Here is a 19,667-nt window from a genome sequence, read left to right as displayed (position 1 = left end):
GAAGGGGCCGGCAATGCCGGCCCCTTCACGTCCACCCGGATCCCGGCCGCCGTCAGGCGCCGGCGTCGGGCTGGTCGGTGGCGGTGCCGCCGGGCTGCTCCGGCGTGGCCGCCGGGACGTCGCCCTCTTCCCCGGCGCCGGCCAGCTCGTCCTCGTCGAGGGAGGCATCCAGGCGCTCGATCGCCTGCAGGGTCTCGCCCTCGCCCACCCGCATCAGGGTCACGCCCTGGGTGTTGCGGCTGACCTGGGAGATCTCCGCGGCACGGGTCCGCACCAGGGTCCCGGCGTCGGAGATCAGCAGCACCTCGTGCTCCTCGGTGAGCTGGATCGCGCCGACCAGCCGGCCGTTGCGCTCGGTGGTCCGGATCGCCGTCACGCCCTGGATGCCGCGGCCCTTGCGGGCGTACTCCTCCAGCGGCGTGCGCTTGCCGAAGCCGCGCGCGGTCGCCGTCAGGATGTCGCCGTCGCCGTCGACCACGACCAGGCTCACCACGTGCTCGCCCTCTGGCAGGCGCATGCCGCGTACGCCGGTGGCCGTCCGCCCCATCGGACGGACCTCGGACTCGGCGAAGCGCACCGCCTTGCCCTGGCTGGAGAACAGCATGATGTCGTGGCTGCCATCGGTCAGCTCGACGTTGACCAGCTCGTCGCCCTCGTCGAGGTTGATGGCGATCTTGCCGCGCTGCAGGCGGTAGGCGTACTCGGTCAGCGGGGTCTTCTTGACCGTGCCGTTGCGGGTGGCGAAGAACACGTAGCAGTCCTCGCGGTACTCGCGCACCGGCAGGACCGCCTGCACCAGCTCGCCCTCCTCCAGCGGGATCCAGTTGATGATCGGCCGCCCGCGGGCGTTCGGCCCCGCGTCCGGCAGCTGGTGCACCGGCAGCCAGAACACCCGGCCGGCGCTGGTGAAGGTCAGCAGGGTGTCATGGGTGTTGACCAGCCACAGGCGCTCGATGAAGTCCTCGTCCTTCATCGACGCCGCGTTGCGGCCCCGGCCGCCGCGCTTCTGCGCGCGGTAGCTGGTCACCGGCTGGCGCTTGGCATAGCCGGTGTGCGAGAGCGTAACCACCACGTCCTCGGGGGCGATGAGGTCGAGGATGTCCAGGTCCTCCTCGCTCTCGCGGATCTCGCTGCGGCGCTCGTCGCCGAATTCCTCGCGCAGCTCGCGCAGCTCGGTGCGGATCACCTCCAGCAGGACCTCGGGGTCCTCCAGGATCTCGATCAGCCCGCGGATGGTGTCCAGCAGCTGGCGGTACTCGTCGGTGAGCTTCTCCTGCTCCAGCCCGGTCAGGCGGTGCAGGCGCATCTCCAGGATCTGCTGGGCCTGGGTCTCGGTCAGGCGGTACTGGCCGTCGATCAGGCCCACGCCCCTGGGCAGGTCCTCCGGGCGCGAGGCATCGGCGCCGGCCGACTGCAGCAGGGCGGCGACCAGGCCGGGTTCCCAGGTGCGGGCGAGCATGCGCTCGCGCGCCTCCACCGGCGTCGGCGAGGTCTTGATCAGCTCGATCATCTCGTCGATGTTCGCCAGCGCGACGGTCAGGCCCTCGAGCACGTGGGCACGGGCACGGGCCTTGCGCAGCTCGAAGATGGTGCGGCGGGTGACCACCTCGCGGCGGTGGCGCACGAACGCCTCCAGCACCTCCTTCAGGTTCACCAGCCTGGGCCGGCCGTCCACCAGGGCGACCATGTTGATGCCGAAGACCGACTCCAGCTGGGTCTGCTGGTAGAGGTTGTTGAGCACGACGTCGGCCGATTCGCCGCGCTTGACCTCGATGTAGATGCGCATGCCGTCCTTGTCGGACTCGTCGCGCAGCTCGCTGATGCCTTCCAGGCGCTTCTCCTTGACCAGCTCGGCGATCTTCTCGATCAGCCGGGCCTTGTTCACCTGGTACGGGATCTCGTTGACGATGATCGACTCGCGGCCGTTGTCGGCCACCTCGATCTCCGCACGGGCGCGCATGCGCACCCGGCCGCGGCCGGTGCGGTAGGCGGCAACGATCCCCGAGGTGCCGTTGATGATGCCGGCGGTCGGGAAGTCGGGACCCGGCAGGTGCTCCATCAGCCCGTCGACGTCGATCTCCGGGTTGTCGATCAGCGCGATGGTCGCGTCCACCACCTCGCACAGGTTGTGCGGGGGGATGTTGGTCGCCATGCCCACCGCGATGCCCGCCGAGCCATTGACCAGCAGGTTCGGTACCCGGGTCGGCATGACCGAGGGCTCGAGTTCCTTCTCGTCGTAGTTGGGCTGGAAGTCGACGGTTTCCTTGTCGATGTCCGCCATCAGCTGGTGGCTGAGGCGCGACATCCGCGCCTCGGTGTAACGCATCGCCGCGGCCGAGTCGCCGTCGATCGAACCGAAGTTGCCCTGCCCGTCCACCAGCATGTAGCGCAGCGAGAACGGCTGGGCCATGCGCACCAGCGTGTCGTAGACCGCCGAGTCGCCGTGCGGGTGGTATTTACCGATCACGTCGCCGACGATTCGCGCCGACTTGTAGTACGGCTTGTTGCTGTGGGCGCCGAGCTCGTTCATGGCGTACAGCACCCGGCGATGCACCGGCTTGAGCCCGTCGCGGATGTCCGGGAGCGCGCGCCCCACGATCACGCTCATCGCGTAATCGAGGTAGCTGCGGCGCATCTCGTCCTCGAGGTTTACCGGGATGATTTCCTTGGCGGATTCGACCATCGGGTTTCCGTTTCAGGCCCTTTTCGGGCAGCGTGCAAAAGACGTGAAATGATAGCACAGCGGGGCTTCCGGAGCCCCGCTGTCACGTCGCGAAAACAAGGACTTGCAACGGAGGAGAGCAGGATGTCCGCCCTGAAAACCGCACTTCGCGCCACGCTTCTGCTGCTTGCCGCCTGGGTGGCCTGGACGTTCGCCTTCCGGGTGGGCGGAATGCCTGAACCGGGCCCCTTGCAGCGCCTCCTGACCGGCCTGCTCGTCACCCTCACGACGCTCGCGGTGCTGGCGTTGCTGCTGCGGGTGGACCGCCTGCGCTGGAGCGACCTGCGCATGGCCGCCGGGCGGGCGGCCATGCGGGAATTCGCACTCGGTGCGCTGGTCTGGCTGGTCCCCGCCGCCCTCGCCGTCATGGCACTGGCAGTGGCTGGCCTGGTCCGGATCGAGCCACTTTCCGGCGCCGGCCCGGTCCTGGCCACCCTTGCCTGGCTGCTGCCCGCGGTGCTGCTCGGCGAGGCGATCCCGGAGGAGCTGGCCTTCCGCGGCTACCTGCAGGGCATGCTCGGCCGCCGCCTGGCGCCCTGGCTGGCCGTCCTGCTGCAGGCACTGGCCTTCACCGCGTTCGCCTGGCTGATCGGGGCGCTGTCCTCGCCGCAGGCGTGGATGTTCATTCCCGGCCTCGGCGTGATCCTCGGCGTGGTGAGGGCACTGTCGGGCTCGCCGTGGATGTCGATGGGCATGCACGCCGCCTGGATGACCACCACGCAGTTGCTGGTCGCGCAGGGCCATTTCCAGGTGGTGAACCAGCCCTTGCTGCTGTTCGCTGCCTTCACCCTGGCACCGGCGGTCGTCGCGGGCGTGCTGTTCGACCGGCTGCGCGGCGGCTTCGACTGGCTGCGGCCCGCGCCGCTGCCCCGGGCCGGCTGAGGCGGTCAGCCGAACGCGACGCGCATCGCCTCTTCGTCGGGGCGCTCGATCACCCCGCGCTCGGTCACGATCGCATCGATCAGCCCATGCGGGGTGACGTCGAAGACCGGGTTCCAGGCCCGGATGTCCGCCGCCGCCGTGCGCACGCCGCCCAGCCCGAACAGCTCGCCCGGGTCGCGCTCCTCGATGTCGATCGCGTCGCCCGAGGGCGTCGCCATGTCCACCGTCGACGAAGGCGCGGCCACCATGAACCGCACGCCGTGGTGCCGCGCCGAGATGGCGAGCTGGTAGGTCCCGATCTTGTTGGCGGTATCGCCGTTGGCGCAGATCCGGTCCGCGCCGACGACCACCCACTGCACCCGGCCGGTCCGCATCAGGTGGGCCGCCGCGGCATCGGCCACGAGGGTCGGCGCGATGCCGTCCTGCTGCAGCTCCCAGGCGGTCAGGCGCGCGCCCTGCAGCCACGGCCGGGTCTCGCCCGCATACACCTGCCCGATCCGACCCTGCGCCACGCCTGCACGGATCACCCCCAACGCGGTACCAAAACCGGCCGTGGCGAGCGAGCCGGTGTTGCAGTGGGTCAGCACGTTGCTGCCGGGCTCGATCAGCGCGGCACCCAGTGCGCCCATGCGACGGTTGGCCGCCAGGTCGTCCGCGGCGATCGCATGTGCCTGTGCTTCCAGCGCGGCGCGCCAGTCCTGGCCGGCGGTGAGCAGCGCCGCGCGCATGCGCGCCAGTGCCCAGCCCAGGTTCACCGCGGTCGGGCGGGCGGCATTGAGCTCCTCGATCGCCGGCTGCAGCTTCACCGCTGCCTCCCCGCCATCGAGCGCCTCCACGGCCCGCGACGCCAGCACGACGCCCCAGGCCGCGGCGATGCCGATCGCCGGCGCACCACGCACGGTCAGCGCATGGATCGCCGCGGCGACCTCGGAGCTGGTGAGGCAGCGCACGTAGTCGACCTCGAAGGGCAGCCTGCGCTGGTCCAGCAGTTCCAGCGCCTCCCCGGTCCAGCGGATCGGCCGGATCCGGTCGTAGCGGTCGAAGTCGATGTCATCCATCCCGCAATTCTAGTCAGGAGGCGGCGAAGTCGTAGGCCAGCACGTCCGCGATCCGGCCGGTGCCCAGCATCGCCATCAGCAGCCGGTCGATGCCCATCGCCACGCCACTGCACGCGGGCATGCCCGCCTCCAGGGCGGCCAGCAGTGCCTCGTCGATCGGGGGGAGCACGTCCCCGCGGCCGGCGCGCACCGAGTGGTCGCGCTCGAAGCGCCGGCGCTGTTCGCCCGCATCCAGCAGCTCGTGGTAGCCGTTGGCCAGCTCCAGCGGCCCCAGGTAGAGCTCGAAGCGCTCGGCGACCTCGACGTCGCCACGCCGCACGACCTTCGCCAGTGCGCACTGGCTTGCCGGGTAGTCGTCGACCGCCAGCAGTTGCCCGGGGTCGAAGCCGGGCTGGATCTGGTGGGTCATCAGCAGGTCCAGCCAGTCGTCGCGGCCCAGGCCTTCGGGATCGATGTTGCCGGTGAACGCGGCCTGCAGCTCGGACAGGGAGGCGGTCATCGGGTCCAGGCCGAGCGAGGCGCGGAACAGGTCGCGGTAGCTGGTGCGCACCAGCGTCGCGTCGCGGCCGACCAGGGCCAGCGCCTCGCGCACCAGGGCGGCGGTCTCCGCGACCAGGTCCGGCAGCGGCATCCCGACCCGGTACCACTCGAGCATGGTGAACTCGGGATTGTGGCGTCCGCCGGCCTCGCCGTCGCGGAACACCCGGCCCAGCTCGTAGCAGTCGCCCAGGCCCTCCGCCAGCAGCCGCTTCATCGGGTACTCGGCCGAAGTGCGCAGCCACCGCGTGCGCGGCCCACCCCCAGTGCGCCCGGAGAACTCCACCCGGAACGACGCGATGTTCGGATCGGTATTGCCGGCCCGGGACATCACCGGGGTCTCGACCTCGAGCACGCCCCGGGCCTCGAAGAAGCCCCGCACCAGGCCGTTGAGCCGGGCGCGGAGCCGGATCGCGTCGTGCCTCATGCCTGCTCGTCGAGGAACGCGAGCAGGCGGGGCTCGTCCCAGACCTCGATGCCCAGCTGTTCGGCCTTGGCCAGCTTGGAGCCCGCGGCCTCGCCGGCGACGACGAACGCGGTCTTCTTCGAAACGCTCCCGGTGACCTTCGCACCCAGCGCCTCGAGCTTTTCCTTCGCCTCGTCGCGGGTCATGGACGCCAGCGTGCCGGTCAGCACCACGTTCTGCCCGTCCAGCGGTCCGGCCGCGATGGTGGCGCCCTCCGGCACGCGCTCCAGGATGCACTCCATCGCCTCGGCCGACCTCTTGAGCAAGGCGGCGTTCGCCGGCACCCGCAGCCACGAGGCAAGCGCCGCCGCGGTCTCCGCCGGCAGGCCCGAGGTCACCAGGTTGTGCTCCGCGGCCCCGAGCAACGCGCCGGCGGTCGGGAACGCCTTCGCCAGCTGCGAGGCACGCAGCGGGGTGATCTTCGGGATCTCCAGGTCGACCAGCAGGTTGCCCAGGCCGAGCTCGCCGCGCAGCCGCGGGTCCGGCGGATGGCCATCGGTGATCGTCACGCCGTGTTCGAGCAGCTCGTCGATCACCTTCTGGTTGCCCGGCTGGTCGAGGAAGTGGCCGATCGAACGGGCCACCTCGCCACCGATGTCGGGCACGCGCTTGAACAGGGGCCACGGGAGCCGGCGGACCAGCTCCAGGTCGCCGAACCAGGCCGCCAGCGCCTTGGCCGTGCTCTCGCCCACGTGCTGGATGCCCAGCGCGAACAGGAAGCGCTCCAGGGTGGTCCGGCGGCTGCGGTCGATGGCCTCGATGAGGTTCTCCGCCCAGCGCGTGGCGACCTTGCCCGACTTCACCGTCTCCGGCGTGCTGCCGGCGTCCTCGTCCGCCCGGCGCTTCATCTCCAGCAGGTCTTCCAGGCGGAGCCGGTACAGGTCGGCGATCGATTCGACGTAGCCGTGGTCGGACAGCGCGGCGATGAAGCGTTCCCCCAGCCCCTCGATGTCCATGGCGCGGCGCGAGGCGAAATGGCCCAGGGCCTCCTTGCGCTGCGAGGCGCAGGTCAGCTCCCCGGAGCAGCGCCAGACCACGGCGCCCTCCTCGCGGACGATCTCCGAGCCGCACACCGGGCAGTGCACCGGCATGGTCCACGGCTTGGTGCCCGGCGGCCGGCGCTCCGGAAGCACCCGCACGACCTCGGGGATGACGTCGCCGGCGCGGCGCACGATGACCGTATCGCCGTTGCGCACGTCCAGCCGGGCGACCTGGTCGGCGTTGTGCAGCGTGGCGCGCGTGACGGTGACACCGCCCACGTGCACCGGCTGCATCAGCACCCAGGGCGTCACCGCGCCGGTACGGCCGACGTTGACCTCGATCGACTCGACCACGGTGGCCTGCTCCTGGGCCGGGAACTTGTGCGCGAGCGCCCAGCGGGGGGCGCGCGAGACGTAGCCCAGCTCCTCCTGCTCGGCGTAGTCGTCGACCTTGTAGACCACCCCGTCGATCTCGAACGGGAGCGAACCGCGGCGCTCGCCCACCCGCGCGTAGTAGGCCAGCAGGCCGTCCAGCCCCCGCACCACTTCGGTTTCGCCGCTCACCGGGAAGCCCCACTCACGCAGCTGCGCGAGCGTCTTCGAATGGCATTCCGGAAGCTCGCCGCCACGGACCACGCCGGTGGCGTAGGCGAAGAAGGCCAGTGGCCGCTGGGCGGTGACGCGGGGATCGAGCTGTCGCAGCGAGCCGGCGGCGCCGTTGCGGGGATTGGCCAGGACCTTGCCCCCCTCCTCCACCGCGCGCTGGTTCCAGGCGGCGAAGCCCGCCAGGGGCATGTAGACCTCCCCGCGGACCTCCAGCACCCGCGGCCAGCCCTCGCCGCGGAGCGCCAGCGGGATCGCGCGGATGGTGCGCAGGTTCGCGGTGACGTCCTCGCCGGTCGCACCGTCGCCCCGGGTGGCGCCTCGCACGAACCGGCCGTCCTCGTAGAGCAGGCTGACCGCGAGTCCGTCCAGCTTGGGCTCGGCGGAGAAGACCGGTTCGTCCTCGCCGAGCACCTGCTGCACGCGGCGGACGAAGTCGGCGACCTCGCCGGCTTCGAATGCGTTGCCGAGCGACAGCATCGGCACTTCATGGGTGACCTGGCCGAACGCGCCCGACGGCGCGGCACCCACCCGCATGGTCGGCGAATCGGGCGTGGCGAGCGCCGGGTGCGCCTGCTCCAGCGCCTCCAGCTCGCGCAGCAGCGCGTCGTACTCGGCGTCGGTCAGGTCCGGGTCGTCGAGCACGTAGTAGCGGTAATTGGCGTCCTCCAGCCGGGCACGCAGGTCCGCCGCGCGCTGTTCGTGGCCGCTCACCGGTGCCCCCTACCAGCGCGACGGACGGGTCAGCGGCGGGGCCTCGCGCTGCCGGTCGTAGGCGCGCAGTTCCTCGCGGATGTGGCCGATGCGCTGGCGGCCCAGGGCATTGCGCTGCTCGTCGAGCAGCAGTCCGCCCAGCAGCTCGGCCATGCGCTCGGCGGTTGGCAGCATCGCGTCCCAGGCGTCCATCGCGCTCACCGGCGCCGGGAGGGTGAGGAAGAAGGCGATCGCCGGGGTCTCGACATCCTGGATCGCGGCCATGTCGAAGCTGTTCGGCTTGACGATGTTGGCAACCGAGAACAGCGGCCCGCGCTCGGGCTGGCGCTCGATGAGGCGATGGAACACCCCCATGTAGCCGTACACCAGTCCCACCTTCTCGGCGGCGACCACGATGTCGGGCCCGCGCAGCTTCTCGCCGGCGCGCGCGGCGACGTACAGGGTCACGATCTTGTCGAAGTCCTCCGAGGGACGCTTGCCCAGCTCCTCGATCGCCTGCTCCCCGGCGCCGAAGAGCTCCTCCTGGGCCACTGCGCCCTCTCCCGCCTCCGCGGCGGCAAGCTCGCCCTCCAGCTGCTCGCCCAGGGTCGGCTCGACCCGCTCCGGCACGGCAGCGGCCTCGCCCTCGCGCGGGGCGCGGCGGCGGCCTTGGCCGGGCTTGCGCGGACGGCCGAAGAACAGGATCGCCAGGATCAGGATCACGCCGGCGATCAGGATCCAGATCCGCTCCGGGGTCAGCTCGAACATCTGCAATTCCTCGAATCAGGCGGCACCGGCCAGGCGGGTGGCCTCGGCCAGGTCGACCGAGACCAGCCGGCTCACGCCCGGCTCGCGCATGGTCACGCCCGACAGCTGCTCGGCCACTTCCATGGTCGCCTTGTTGTGGGTGACGAACAGGAACTGTACCTGCTCGCTCATTTCCTTGACCATCGATGCCAGCCGGCCGACGTTGGCCTCGTCCAGCGGCGCGTCGACCTCGTCGAGCAGGCAGAAGGGCGCAGGGTTGAGCTGGAAGATCGCGAACACCAGCGCGACGGCCGTCATCGCCTTCTCGCCGCCCGAAAGCAGCGAGATGTTGGACACGCGCTTGCCCGGTGGGCGGGCCATGATCGCCACCCCGGTGTCGAGCAGGTCGTCGCCGGTGAGCTCCAGGTAGGCGTGGCCGCCGCCGAACAGGCGCGGATACAGCTGCTGCACGCCGGAGTTGACCCGGTCGAAGGTGTCCTTGAAGCGGCCGCGGGTCTCGCGGTCGATCCTGCGGATCGCGTCCTCCAGGGTCTCCAGCGCCGCGGTCAGGTCCTCGTTCTGCGAGTCCAGGTACTCCTTGCGCTGCGCCGCCTCGGCGTGCTCGGCGATCGCGGCCAGGTTCACCGGCTCCAGCCGGCGCAGCTTCGCGTCCAGCTCGGCGACGGTGCGGCCCCACTCCGCCGCGTCCATGTCTTCGGTCAGCGTGTCCGCGACCTCCTGCAGTACGAAGCCCGCCTCGGCCACCGCCTCGGCCAGGCCTTCGGCCTTCAGCACCAGCGCCTGCTGGTCGAGCCGCCGCTGGCCGATCGCCTCGCGCTGGGCCAGCGCCTGCTCGTCGCGCTGGTGGCGGACCTGCTCGTGCCGGCGCAGGTCGTTGTCGATCCCCTCCAGCACGCTGCGTGCCTCGTTGAGCTTCTGCTCGCTCAGCACGCGCTGCTCGAGGGCGACCTGGCGCTGCTCCTCGAGTTCGGCCACCGGGTCGCTGCCGCTGGCCAGCTGCTGGCTCAGCTCGCCGAGGCGGCTGTCGAGCTGGCCGCGCTGTCCCCCCATGCGCTGCAATGCCTGGGTGAGCGAGGCGACCTGGGCGCGCTGGGACTCCAGGGTCAGCGCGAGCGCGTGGACGGAATCGCGCGAGGCGCGGGCCAGGTTGCGGGCCTGGTCGCGTGCCTCGGCGAGCCGGGCGCGTTCGCTCTCCAGCTGGCGGCGGCCGTCCTCCAGCTCCGCCATCCGGGCGACGGCCTCCTCCTGCCGTGCGCGCGCCTCCTTCGCCTGCGCCGCGGCGGCGGAGAGCGCTTCGGCCAGCTGCGCGAGCTCGGACTCGATGCGTTCGATGCGGCCGCGGGCGCTGTCCAGGCGCCCCTGCTGTCCCTGCAGCTGCCCGCCCAGCTCCGAGACGCCCCGGTGCGCGGCGTAGAGGCTGCGCTGGGCCTCCTCGCGCTCCTGCTCGGCGGCGCGGAGCCGGTCGCGCAGCGCGGAAAGCGCGGACTCCAGTTCCTGCTCGCGCTCCTGGAGCTGCGCGATGCCTGCACGCAGTTCCTGGATTTCGCGCTCGCGCAGCAGGGCGCCCTGGCTGGCGTCGCGCTCACGCAGCACCTGGACCCAGCCGGGACCGACGCGCTCGCCGGTGCGGGTCACCACCATCTCGTCCGCGGCGAGGCCAGGCAGCAGCGACGCGGCCTCGTCGAGGTCACCGGCGGTGCGCATGCGGGCAAGCAGCCTGCGGACCGCCACCGGCCCCTCCACGCGGGCCGCCAGCGATCCGGCGGGTGCCTCGAAGTCGCCGGTGGCCTCCTCGACCAGCGCCACGTTCGCATCGGACAGGTCGGCCAGCGCCCGCGCCAGGTTCCCGGGCGCGCCCACCAGCACGCCTTCGATCAGCTGCCCGAGCGCGGCCTCGACTGCGGTTTCCCAGCCGGGCTCGACCTGGAGCGACTCGCCGACGCGGCGCGCGGAGTCCAGCCCGTTGGCCTTCAGCCACCCGAGCGCGGCGCCCTGCTCCTGACCCAGGGCCGCGTGCTGCAGCGCCTCCAGGGACGCCAGGCGCCCGCGCGAGGACTGGGCCTGCTTGCGGACCTCGGCCAGGTCGGACTGCAACGTGCGTTGCTGATCCACCAGCGCCGCGACCGCGTCCTTGCGCGACTCCAGCGCGCCGGTGAGGCCTTCCAGCGCGAGCTTGCGCTCCTCGTGCTGCTCGACCAGCGACTCCAGCGCCGCGGCCAGCGCTTCCATGTCCAGCCCGGACCGCTCCGCCTGCAGCGCCTCGCGGCGCCGCTCGGCATCCAGCGACTGGCGGTCGAGGTGCTCGATCCGGGTGCGCTCGACGTCCGCGGCGCGCGCGGCCTCCGACTGGGCTCGCGCGTGGGCGTCCCAGCGCTGCTGCCAGTCGGCCAGCGCGGCCTCCGCCTCGTGCAGCGCGTCCTGCCGGGCCGCGTCCTGCTCGCGCAGCTCCTCCAGCCGGGGCTCCTCGTGCTCCAGCGACGCGGTCAGCACCTCCAGCCGCGACTGGTCGGAGGCGATGTGCTCGGCGATCTCGGCCAGCTGGGTCTCGGTCTCCTCGCGGGCGCGGTGCAGGCGGCTGGAGAGCTCGTGCTGGTGCTGGATCTGCTGTTCCAGCCGCGCCAGCGTGCCCCCGACCTCGTAGCTTTCGGCCTGCGCACGGGCCAGTGCCTGCGCGGCCTCCTCGCGGCGCGCGCGCCCGGATTCGATCTCGCGCTCGGCCTCGCGCTGCTCGGCGACCAGCTGCTCCAGCCGGGTCTCCTGCTGGGCCAGGCTCTCGCGCTGCGCCTGCAGGCGGCGCTCCAGTGCGCGGTGCTCCAGCGCCTTCCATTCCGCGTCGCGCAGGCGCCGCTCCTCCTGCAGGGCCTGGTACTGCTCCGCCTGCCGCGCCTGCCGCGCCAGGTGCTGCAACTGCTTGCCCACTTCCTCGCGCAGGTCGTTGAGGCGGTCGAGGTTCTCGCGGGTATGGCGGATCCGGTTCTCGGTCTCGCGGCGGCGCTCCTTGTACTTGGAGATGCCCGCGGCCTCCTCCAGGTACACCCGCAGGTCCTCGGGCCGGGCCTCGATGATCTGGCTGATCATGCCCTGCTCGATGATCGAGTAGCTGCGCGGCCCCAGGCCGGTGCCCAGGAACAGGTCGGTGATGTCGCGCCGCCGGCAGCGGGCGCCGTTGAGGTAGTACTGGCTGGCACCGTCACGGCTGACGACGCGCTTGACCGAGACCTCGTTGAAGGAGGCGTACTCGCCGGAGATGGCGTGGTCCGAATTGTCGAACACCAGCTCCACCATCGCCTGCGAGACCGGCTTGCGGGCCGAGGAGCCGGCGAAGATCACGTCGGTCAGCGATTCGCCGCGCAGCCGGCTGGCCGAGCTTTCGCCCATCACCCAGCGCACCGCGTCGATGATATTGGACTTGCCGCAGCCATTGGGCCCGACGACGCCGGTCATGTTGGTGGGCAGGTGCAGCGTGGTCGGGTCCACGAACGACTTGAATCCCGACAGCTTGATGGTGGAAAGACGCATGCGTGGCGGGTGCCCCGGGCGCCATGGGCGGGCGCCGATGGATTTGGAAAGATCGAAGCGAGTATAGCGAGGGCGGGCCGCCGCCCGGACTCAGTTGCTGCCAGCTTCCGCGGGAGTTCTGGCGACGATTGACAGGGCGTGGATGTCGGTTTCCATCAGCGTGCCCACCGCGGCGTACACCGCCCGGTGCCGGGCAAGCGGCCCCAGTCCCTCGAATGCGCTGCTGACCACGGTGACGTTGAAATGGCCCCGGCCGTCACGCGCGCCGGCATGGCCGGCGTGGCGGGCGCTGTCGTCCTCGACCTCCAGCAGCTGCGGCCGAAGCGCCTGCTCCAGCGCGGCGCGGATCGCATCCACCCGCGCCTCGCGTGGCAGCGGGCCGCTCATGGCAGCACCCGGTCGAACGGCCGGACCTCGACATCGGACCACACGCCGCAATGTACGTACGGATCGGCCTCGGCCCACTCGCGCGCCGACTGCAGCGAGTCGAACTCCGCCACGACGAGGCTGCCGCTGTATCCCGCCGGTCCCGGGTCCGCGGCGTCGATCGCGGGGCAGGGACCGGCGAGCAGCAGCCGGCCCTCGTCACGCAGCGTCTCGATGCGCGCCAGGTGCCCCGCGCGTTCGCTGCGGCGGCGTTCCAGCGAACCCGGGGCGTCGCGCCCCTCGATCACGTACCACATGCACCGACCTCCAAGGCAGGACCGGGCATTGTAGTGCTGGACAACGGTCCGGGCAGCCCCGTACCCTAGCCGGAAGTCAAGAGGCCGCCCTGGCGCGCCGCGACGCAACCGCGTCCCGGCACCCGGTTTCCCACGCCCGGCAATCGCCCGGTGGCCCTTCCACGGAACCGTGGCCGGACTCCCGGCACGCGGCCCATCCGGGGCAAACAGCAGGATCCCGCCAGGCCGGCCGGTGCATGGAGCACCGCCGCCACCCGGCACCGCATCGCTTCGGCCCGCCGTCCGGCCGCCATCGACCAATCCGGAAACACGCAGTCCCCACGGCCCGAGGGCCGTCGACGCATGACCAACGACCTCGCGCTCCCCGCGGCCGACAGCCCCGTGCACGCCCCGCAGCAGCAGGAAATGCCGCTGGCGGTCGTGCATGGCCAGCCGGTGCTGCAGATCCCGCAGGACCTGTACATCCCGCCGGATGCGCTGGAGGTGATCCTCGACGCCTTCGAAGGGCCGCTCGACCTGCTCCTGTACCTGATCCGCCGCCAGAACCTGGACATCCTCGACATCCCGGTGGCGGAGATCACGCGCCAGTACGTCGACTACATCCAGGCAATGCAGCAGATGCGCTTCGAGCTGGCCGCCGAGTACCTGGTGATGGCGGCGATCCTGGCCGAGGTGAAGTCGCGGATGCTGCTGCCGCGGCCACCGGCCGACGACGGCGAAGAGGAGGACCCGCGCGCCGAGCTGGTCCGCAGGCTGCAGGAGTACGAGCGCTTCAAGCAGGCCGCCGAGGACATCGACGCCCTGCCCCGGCTGGACCGCGACACCGTCATCGCCACCGCCTTCGTGCCCGACCGAGCGGCGGTGCGGCTTCCGCCCGAGGTGGACCTGCGCGAGATGCTGCTGGCGCTGCACGACGTGTTCAAGCGCGCCGAGCTGTACACCCGGCACGCGATCAAGCGCGATGCGCTCAGCGTCCGCCAGCGCATGGGCGAGCTGCTGCAGCGGCTCGATGACGGCGCCTTCCACCCGTTCGAGGCACTGTTCGATCCCACCGAGGGGCGGCTGGGCGTGGTGGTCACCTTCCTCGGCGTGTTGACCCTGGCCAAGGAGCAGCTGGTCGAGATCGTGCAGGAGGCGCAGGGCACGCGCGATGCCGGCGGTCGGCTGCTGCCGGCTCCGATCTACGTCAAGTCGCTGGCCACCGGCGTGGTGCCGGAGGCGATCGCGCTGCCGGACGAATTCGACGATGAACCCGCCAACGCCCCCGGCACCGGCAACTGAGCCGCCACCGCCAGGAACCGAACGAGCATGGACCAGAACCTGATTACACGGATCGTCGAGGCGGCGCTGCTTGCCTCCAGCCAGCCGATGAAGCCGGCGCAGCTGGCCGCGCTGTTCACCGAGGAGGAGGCCCTGCCGGCGGGCGCCATCTCGCAGGCAATCGAAACGCTGCAGGCGGCCTGCGCCGGCCGCGGCGTGGAACTGGTGGAGGTCGCGTCCGGCTTCCGCTACCAGGTCGCCGCCGACGTCCACCCCTGGGTCGCCCGGATGTGGACCGAGCGCCAGACCCGCTACACCCGCGCGACACTGGAAACCCTGGCGCTGATCGCCTACCGCCAGCCGATCACCCGTGGCGAGATCGAGCAGGTCCGCGGCGTGTCGGTCAGCAGCAACATCATCAAATCGCTGGAAGAGCGCGAGTGGATCCGGGTCATCGGCCACCGCGACGTGCCCGGCAAGCCGGCACTGTTCGGCACGACCAAGGCCTTCCTCGACTACTTCGGCCTCCGCAGCCTGGACGAGCTCCCGCCGCTGTCCGAGCTCAAGGAGATCGGCGAACTCGAACCGCAACTCGCCTTCGACGACGAAGGCGGCCTATCCCCCCTGGGGCCGCGGCCCGCCACCGATGGCGGCGCCCAAGGCACCGACGCAATGGATGACGACGCCGAAACGGCCTCGTCGGAGCAGGAACCACAATGACCGAACAATCCCGCAGCAAACTGACCCTCAAGCGCGGCGAGTCCGCCCCCACCCGCAAGCTGGAGGAGCGCCTGCACAAGGTCCTCGCCCAGGCCGGCCTCGGCTCGCGCCGTGCGCTGGAGCAGCGGATCGCCGACGGCCTGGTCAAGGTCAACGGCGAGGTCGCGCAGGTCGGCATGAGCGTCGGCAGCGGCGACAAGGTCGAGATCGACGGCCGGCAGTTCGTCGCCAGCGCGCTGACCGAACCCTCCCGCGTGCTGATGTACAACAAGCCCGAGGGCGAGGTGACCACCCGCGAGGACCCGGAGGGTCGCCCGACCATCTTCGACTCGCTGCCGGCGCTGAAGGGCTCGCGCTGGATCGCCATCGGACGCCTGGACATCAACACCACCGGCCTGCTGCTGCTGACCACCGACGGCGAGCTGGCCAACGCGCTGATGCATCCCTCCCACGAGGTGGAGCGCGAGTACGTGTGCCGCGTCCGTGCCCCGGAGGGCGAGGAGGACGTGTCCGATGCGCTCATCGAGCGGCTGCGCCGCGGCGTGGAGCTGGAGGACGGCCCGGCGAAGTTCGACGAAGTCGAGCGCGTCGGCGGCAGCGAGTCGCATGACTGGTTCCGGGTCGTGGTGAAGGAGGGCCGCAACCGCGAGGTGCGCCGCCTGTGGGAGTCCCAGGGCTGCCAGGTCAGCCGCCTCAAGCGCGTCCGCTATGGCCGCGTGGGGCTGCCGCGCGAACTGCTGCGCGGCCAGTCGATGGAACTGGCCACGGACCGGGTCGAGGCGCTGCGCCGCGAGCTCGGGCTCGAGGACGGGACCCCTTCGGCGCTGACGCTGCAGCCGGTGATTGGCCAGCGCCGCGCCCGGGCCACCATCGACCTGGGTGGCCGCGGCCGCCCGGCGCCGGGCTACGTGGACGGCCACGTCACCACCGCCGACGAGGGTCGCGAGCTGCGGCGCTTCGACAATCCGCGCGAGGACCGCGGCCGGCGCGGCCGTGGCAGGCCGCAGGGCGGGCTGACCGTGAGCGGCGAGGCCGCCGCGCGCCAGTCGCAGAAGCCGTTCAAGCAGCGCAAGGACAAGCACAACCGCGCCCTGCCCGAGGGCAACCCGGCGGCCTTCCGCACCTGGTACGTGCCGGACGGCGTCGAAACCGGCCCTTCGGGGCACCGCAACGCCGACGGGCGCGGCCCGCGCAAGCCGCGTGGTGCACGGCCTGGCCAGGGAGCCAAGCCGCGGGCCGGCGGCCCCGGGCGTTCCGCCCCGTCCTTCCCCTCCGACCACGGCAGCCCCTACGGCGAGCGCCCGCGCGGCCCCGGCCCCCGCACCGGCAAGCCGGGTGGCGGGCGGCCCGGTGGCGGGAAGCCGGGCGGAAGGCCGGCCGGCGCGCGGCCCTCGAAGCCGCGCCCGCCGGGTCCCCGCGGACCCCGCGGCGGAAACTGACCGGACCCGCGCGGCCCGGCGTCAGCCAGCCGGGTCGCGGTCCGGCGAGCCACCCGGCTCGTCGGGCATGGGGCCAACCTTTTCGCCCACCGCGGTGCCCTGCGGGGTGACCAGGTACCACGTGCCCCAGGCATCCTCGACCATGTGCCCGGTGGTGTCGCCCACCCGCTGGTCGCCCACGTAGTGGTAGAGCGGGTGGCCGTTGTAGGTCATCTGCTCGGTGCCGTCGGGACGGCGGACGATGTCCACCAGGACCGGGGCGAGCTCGCCATCGGTGGTCGGCGTGCCCGTGGGCGGCATCACCGGCGCCCAGTCGCGCAGGCAGGCATCCTGGCAGCCGCGGCCCTCCACGTCCCCCTCCAGCAGGTAGACCGCGCGCCGGTTGCTGTCGACGACGTACGCCGGCGCGGCCTCGCCGGCCGTGTACACGCCCAGTGTCTGGTTGACGTCGGCGGCGTCGGTGACGAGGGTGCCCTCCTCCCCGACCGTGGAAGGCGTGCTCGTGGAGTCGGCCAGCCCCGGTGCCGTCTCGGCCCGGCCGTCCGGCGCGGGTGCCTGGTCCCCGCTGCAGCCGGCCGCCAGCACGGTGGCGGCCAACCCCATCATCAAGTACTTGACCATCTCGGCTCCTCCGGCCGCCCAGGGACGGCGGCCCGCATGCAGGTTTGCACGCGTGGCGTGAGCGCCGCGCCGAGCGCGGCCCTCAGCCGCGGGGATCGATCGACCGCAGGGCCTCGCGCACCGGAGCGGCGGAAGTCGGCCTGACCAGCCGCGCCTGCTCCTCGCCGTCGCGCAGGAAAACCAGCGTGGGCCAAAGCTTCACCCCGAAGCTCCGGCCCAGTGGCCGCCCGCGCCCGTCCTCCACCTTGATGTGCCGCACGTCGGGGTGCGCCCCAAGCACTTCCCGGATCGCCGGCTGCGCCGCCTGGCAGTGCCCGCACCAGTTGGTGCCGAACTCCAGCACCACGGGACCGGGCATGGCGTCCACGCCGGCACGCTCGGGTGCATCGGCGCCGTACTGGCTCTCGTAGGCCATCGCTCAGCTCCCCGTCGTCCTTGGCGGCTCCGCCCGCGGCGCATCGCCCGCACCCGTTCCCCGCGCCTCGTCCGCCAGCGTCACCCCACTCGCCATCTTGCGCGAGAGGGTCTCCAGCAGGTCCATGGGCATCGGGAAGACGATCGTCTGGCTGCGGTCGTTGGCGATCTCGACCAGGGTCTGCATGTAGCGCAGCTGGATGGCGCGGGGGTCGGCACCCATCATCGTCGCCGCCTCCACCAGCTTCTCCGCCGCCTGCAACTCGCCCTCGGCGTGGATCACCTTGGCGCGGCGCTGGCGCTCGGCCTCGGCCTGGCGGGCGATCGCACGCACCATCGACTCGTTGATGTCGACGTGCTTGATCTCGACGTTGGCGACCTTGATGCCCCAGGCGTCGGTCTGCTCGTCCAGGATCACGCGGATCTCGTCGTTGAGCTTGTCGCGCTCGGCGAGGATCTCGTCGAGGTCGTGCTGTCCGAGCACCGAGCGCAGGGTGGTCTGCGCCAGCTGGCTGGTGGCCTCGTAGTAGTGCTCGACGTTGATGATCGCCTTCTGCGGGTCGACCACGCGGAAGTACACCACCGCGTTGACCTGCACCGAGACGTTGTCGCGCGAGATCAGGTCCTGCGAGGGCACGTCCATGACGATCGTGCGCATGTCCACGCGCACCATCTGCTGCAGGACCGGGATCAGCAGGATCAGGCCGGGCCCCTTGACGCTCCAGAAGCGGCCGAGCTGGAACACGACGGCGCGCTCGTACTCGCGCAGCACCTTGATGGCGCTGAACACCACCATCGCCAGAACGATCAGGACCGGGAACAACGCGATCAGGTTCATGCGGGATCTCCTGCGGGTATCGAATTCGGGTTGGCGGGCTCGACGTGCAGCACCAGGCCGTTGATGGCCACCACGCGCAGGTCCTGGCCGCGGGTGACCGGATTGCTGGACTCGGCCTGCCACACCTCCCCGCGCACCCGGACCCGGCCGTGGCGCTCGAAGTCGGCCAGCGCGACCGCGGGTTCGTGCAGCAGTTCCTCCATGCCGCTGACCACCGGCCGCCGGCGCGCGCGCGCCATGCCCCAGATGGCCAGCATGAACACCAGCGCCGAGGCCAGGCCGATGCCGGCCAGCAGCTGGCCGGGCACGCCGAAGCCCGGCACGTCGGTGTCATAGAGCATTAGCGATCCCACCATCAGCGCGACCAGTCCCCCGATCCCGAGCGCGCCGAAGCTGGGCACGGCGAATTCAAGCCCCATCAGGAGTACGCCCAGGGCGATCAGGGCGACGCCCGCGTAATTCACCGGCAGCACCTGCAGCGCATACAACGCCAACAGCAGGCAGATCGCTCCGAACACGCCCGGGACCACCGCGCCCGGGCTGTAGCCTTCCAGCAGCAGCCCGTACATGCCCGCCAGCAGCAGCATGTAGGCGACGCTGGGATCGGTGAGGATCGACAGCAGGCGGGCGCGCCAGTCCGGCTCCACCTCGGTCACCGGCGCCCCGGCCGTGCGCAGCCGCACCTCGCCGTCCGGGAGTTGCACGGCACGCCCATCGGCGGCCTGCAGCAGCGACGGCACGTCCGGAGCGACCAGTTCGATCACCCCGGCCTCGAGTGCCTCGCCCGCGGTCATCGTGGCCGCCTCGCGCACCGCCCGCTCGGCGAAATCGACGTCCCGCCCGCGCAAGGTGGCGAGGCCCCGCAGGTAGGCGACGGAATCATTCACCGCCTTGCGGGTCATGGGGTCCCCCGCGGGTGCCGCGGCCCCTTCCCCGCCGGCCTCCCCCGACGCCCCGTCCTCCCGCGCTTCCCCGCCGGACCCGCCGGGATCCGGTGCAGCCCCGCCGCCCATCGACACCGGCGTGGCCGCGCCGAGCGAGGTGGCCGGGGCCATCGCGGCCAGGTGGGTGGCGTACAGGATGTAGGTGCCGGCACTGGCCGCGCGGGCGCCCTGCGGCCCCACCCAGGCGATCACCGGCACCGGGGAGGCAAGGATGTCGCGGTTGATGTCGCGGGTGGCGGCGTCGAGGCCGCCCGGCGTGTCGATGCGCAGCACGACCGCGGCCGCACCCTCCTCTTGCGCCCGCGCCAGGCCACTGCGCAGGTACTCGCGCGTGGCCGGGCCGATCCCGCCCTCGATCTCCAGCACCAGCACCGGCGCGGGAGAGGGCTCCTGCGAGCCCACGGGCAGGGCCGCGACCAGCCAGCCGGCCATCGCCAGCAGCATGCCCAGCACAACCAGGCGGGGGTTCGCGGCCATCCCTCGTCCTCGCGGCGTCGACTCCCGTCCGAAGGTACCACCG

The 19,667-nt window shown here is 71.8% G+C and carries 15 protein-coding genes and 1 pseudogene; 4 read left to right on the top strand and 12 right to left on the bottom strand.

All coding sequences use genetic code 11. From position 1 onward, the window contains the following. Nucleotides 1–52: 52 nt before the first annotated feature. Complete coding sequence (gene gyrA / locus G545_RS13110; protein WP_052106525.1) at nucleotides 53–2,683, bottom strand: DNA gyrase subunit A; 2,631 nt, start codon at nucleotides 2,681–2,683, stop codon at nucleotides 53–55. A 123-nt stretch (nucleotides 2,684–2,806) separates the two neighbouring features. Here gyrA and G545_RS14870 point away from each other — a divergent pair, with 123 nt between their 5' ends. Further along, nucleotides 2,807–3,604: a CPBP family intramembrane glutamic endopeptidase gene (locus tag G545_RS14870; protein ID WP_052106524.1), complete on the top strand. Its 798-nt coding sequence runs from the start codon at nucleotides 2,807–2,809 to the stop codon at nucleotides 3,602–3,604. Nucleotides 3,605–3,609: 5 nt separating this feature from the next. Here the strand turns inward: G545_RS14870 and mtnA are convergent, their stop codons facing one another. From mtnA to G545_RS0100980, 7 genes are all read right to left on the bottom strand, one after another. Continuing rightward, the gene (mtnA, locus tag G545_RS0101010; RefSeq protein WP_027068762.1) at nucleotides 3,610–4,662 is read right to left on the bottom strand and encodes an S-methyl-5-thioribose-1-phosphate isomerase; all 1,053 of its coding nucleotides are present in this window, start codon (nucleotides 4,660–4,662) and stop codon (nucleotides 3,610–3,612) included. A gap of 13 nt (nucleotides 4,663–4,675) precedes the next feature. Beyond that, on the bottom strand, nucleotides 4,676–5,626 hold the full coding sequence (gene epmA / locus G545_RS0101005) for an EF-P lysine aminoacylase EpmA (protein ID WP_027068761.1): 951 nt from the start codon (nucleotides 5,624–5,626) through the stop codon (nucleotides 4,676–4,678). Continuing rightward, the gene (ligA, locus tag G545_RS0101000; RefSeq protein ID WP_027068760.1) at nucleotides 5,623–7,962 is read right to left on the bottom strand and encodes an NAD-dependent DNA ligase LigA; all 2,340 of its coding nucleotides are present in this window, start codon (nucleotides 7,960–7,962) and stop codon (nucleotides 5,623–5,625) included. Before ligA ends, epmA begins: the two co-directional genes overlap by 4 nt. Nucleotides 7,963–7,971: 9 nt before the next feature. After that, complete coding sequence (gene zipA / locus G545_RS0100995) at nucleotides 7,972–8,709, bottom strand: cell division protein ZipA (RefSeq protein ID WP_027068759.1); 738 nt, start codon at nucleotides 8,707–8,709, stop codon at nucleotides 7,972–7,974. Between the two features lie 15 nt (nucleotides 8,710–8,724). Then, nucleotides 8,725–12,228: a chromosome segregation protein SMC gene (gene smc / locus G545_RS0100990; RefSeq protein ID WP_027068758.1), complete on the bottom strand. Its 3,504-nt coding sequence runs from the start codon at nucleotides 12,226–12,228 to the stop codon at nucleotides 8,725–8,727. Between the two features lie 90 nt (nucleotides 12,229–12,318). Next, nucleotides 12,319–12,615: a BolA family protein gene (locus G545_RS0100985; RefSeq protein WP_036138615.1), complete on the bottom strand. Its 297-nt coding sequence runs from the start codon at nucleotides 12,613–12,615 to the stop codon at nucleotides 12,319–12,321. Further along, complete coding sequence (locus G545_RS0100980) at nucleotides 12,612–12,911, bottom strand: YciI family protein (RefSeq protein WP_027068756.1); 300 nt, start codon at nucleotides 12,909–12,911, stop codon at nucleotides 12,612–12,614. The genes G545_RS0100985 and G545_RS0100980 overlap by 4 nt, the downstream gene beginning before the upstream one ends. Nucleotides 12,912–13,253: 342 nt before the next feature. On the opposite strand from G545_RS0100980, the gene G545_RS0100975 reads away from it, so the two are divergent. From G545_RS0100975 to G545_RS0100965, 3 genes and pseudogenes are all read left to right on the top strand, one after another. Next, complete coding sequence (locus G545_RS0100975) at nucleotides 13,254–14,192, top strand: segregation and condensation protein A (RefSeq protein WP_027068755.1); 939 nt, start codon at nucleotides 13,254–13,256, stop codon at nucleotides 14,190–14,192. A 27-nt stretch (nucleotides 14,193–14,219) separates the two neighbouring features. Next, nucleotides 14,220–14,775: pseudogene (gene scpB, locus G545_RS13100) on the top strand (SMC-Scp complex subunit ScpB); the annotation flags it as partial. 112 nt (nucleotides 14,776–14,887) lie between these two features. Continuing rightward, entirely contained in the window at nucleotides 14,888–16,330 is a 1,443-nt protein-coding gene (locus tag G545_RS0100965) for a pseudouridine synthase (RefSeq protein WP_027068754.1), read from the top strand. Nucleotides 16,331–16,351: 21 nt separating this feature from the next. Here the strand turns inward: G545_RS0100965 and G545_RS14865 are convergent, their stop codons facing one another. The 4 genes from G545_RS14865 to G545_RS0100945 form a co-directional block, all read right to left on the bottom strand. Further along, a complete protein-coding gene (locus G545_RS14865) occupies nucleotides 16,352–16,951 on the bottom strand; it encodes a COG4315 family predicted lipoprotein (RefSeq protein ID WP_052106808.1) in 600 nt (199 codons plus the stop codon). An 82-nt stretch (nucleotides 16,952–17,033) separates the two neighbouring features. Then, complete coding sequence (locus G545_RS0100955; protein ID WP_027068753.1) at nucleotides 17,034–17,366, bottom strand: thioredoxin family protein; 333 nt, start codon at nucleotides 17,364–17,366, stop codon at nucleotides 17,034–17,036. A 3-nt stretch (nucleotides 17,367–17,369) separates the two neighbouring features. Beyond that, nucleotides 17,370–18,203: a slipin family protein gene (locus tag G545_RS13090; RefSeq protein ID WP_081677652.1), complete on the bottom strand. Its 834-nt coding sequence runs from the start codon at nucleotides 18,201–18,203 to the stop codon at nucleotides 17,370–17,372. After that, entirely contained in the window at nucleotides 18,200–19,624 is a 1,425-nt protein-coding gene (locus tag G545_RS0100945; protein WP_027068752.1) for an NfeD family protein, read from the bottom strand. The genes G545_RS13090 and G545_RS0100945 overlap by 4 nt, the downstream gene beginning before the upstream one ends. Between the last annotated feature and the right edge of the window lie 43 nt (nucleotides 19,625–19,667).

It is taken from the genome of Lysobacter defluvii IMMIB APB-9 = DSM 18482, from assembly GCF_000423325.1.
Classification (GTDB): domain Bacteria; phylum Pseudomonadota; class Gammaproteobacteria; order Xanthomonadales; family Xanthomonadaceae; genus Novilysobacter; species Novilysobacter defluvii.
The sequence above is the reverse complement of the archived record's forward strand: the minus strand, read 5'-3'. Positions and strand labels throughout refer to the sequence as shown.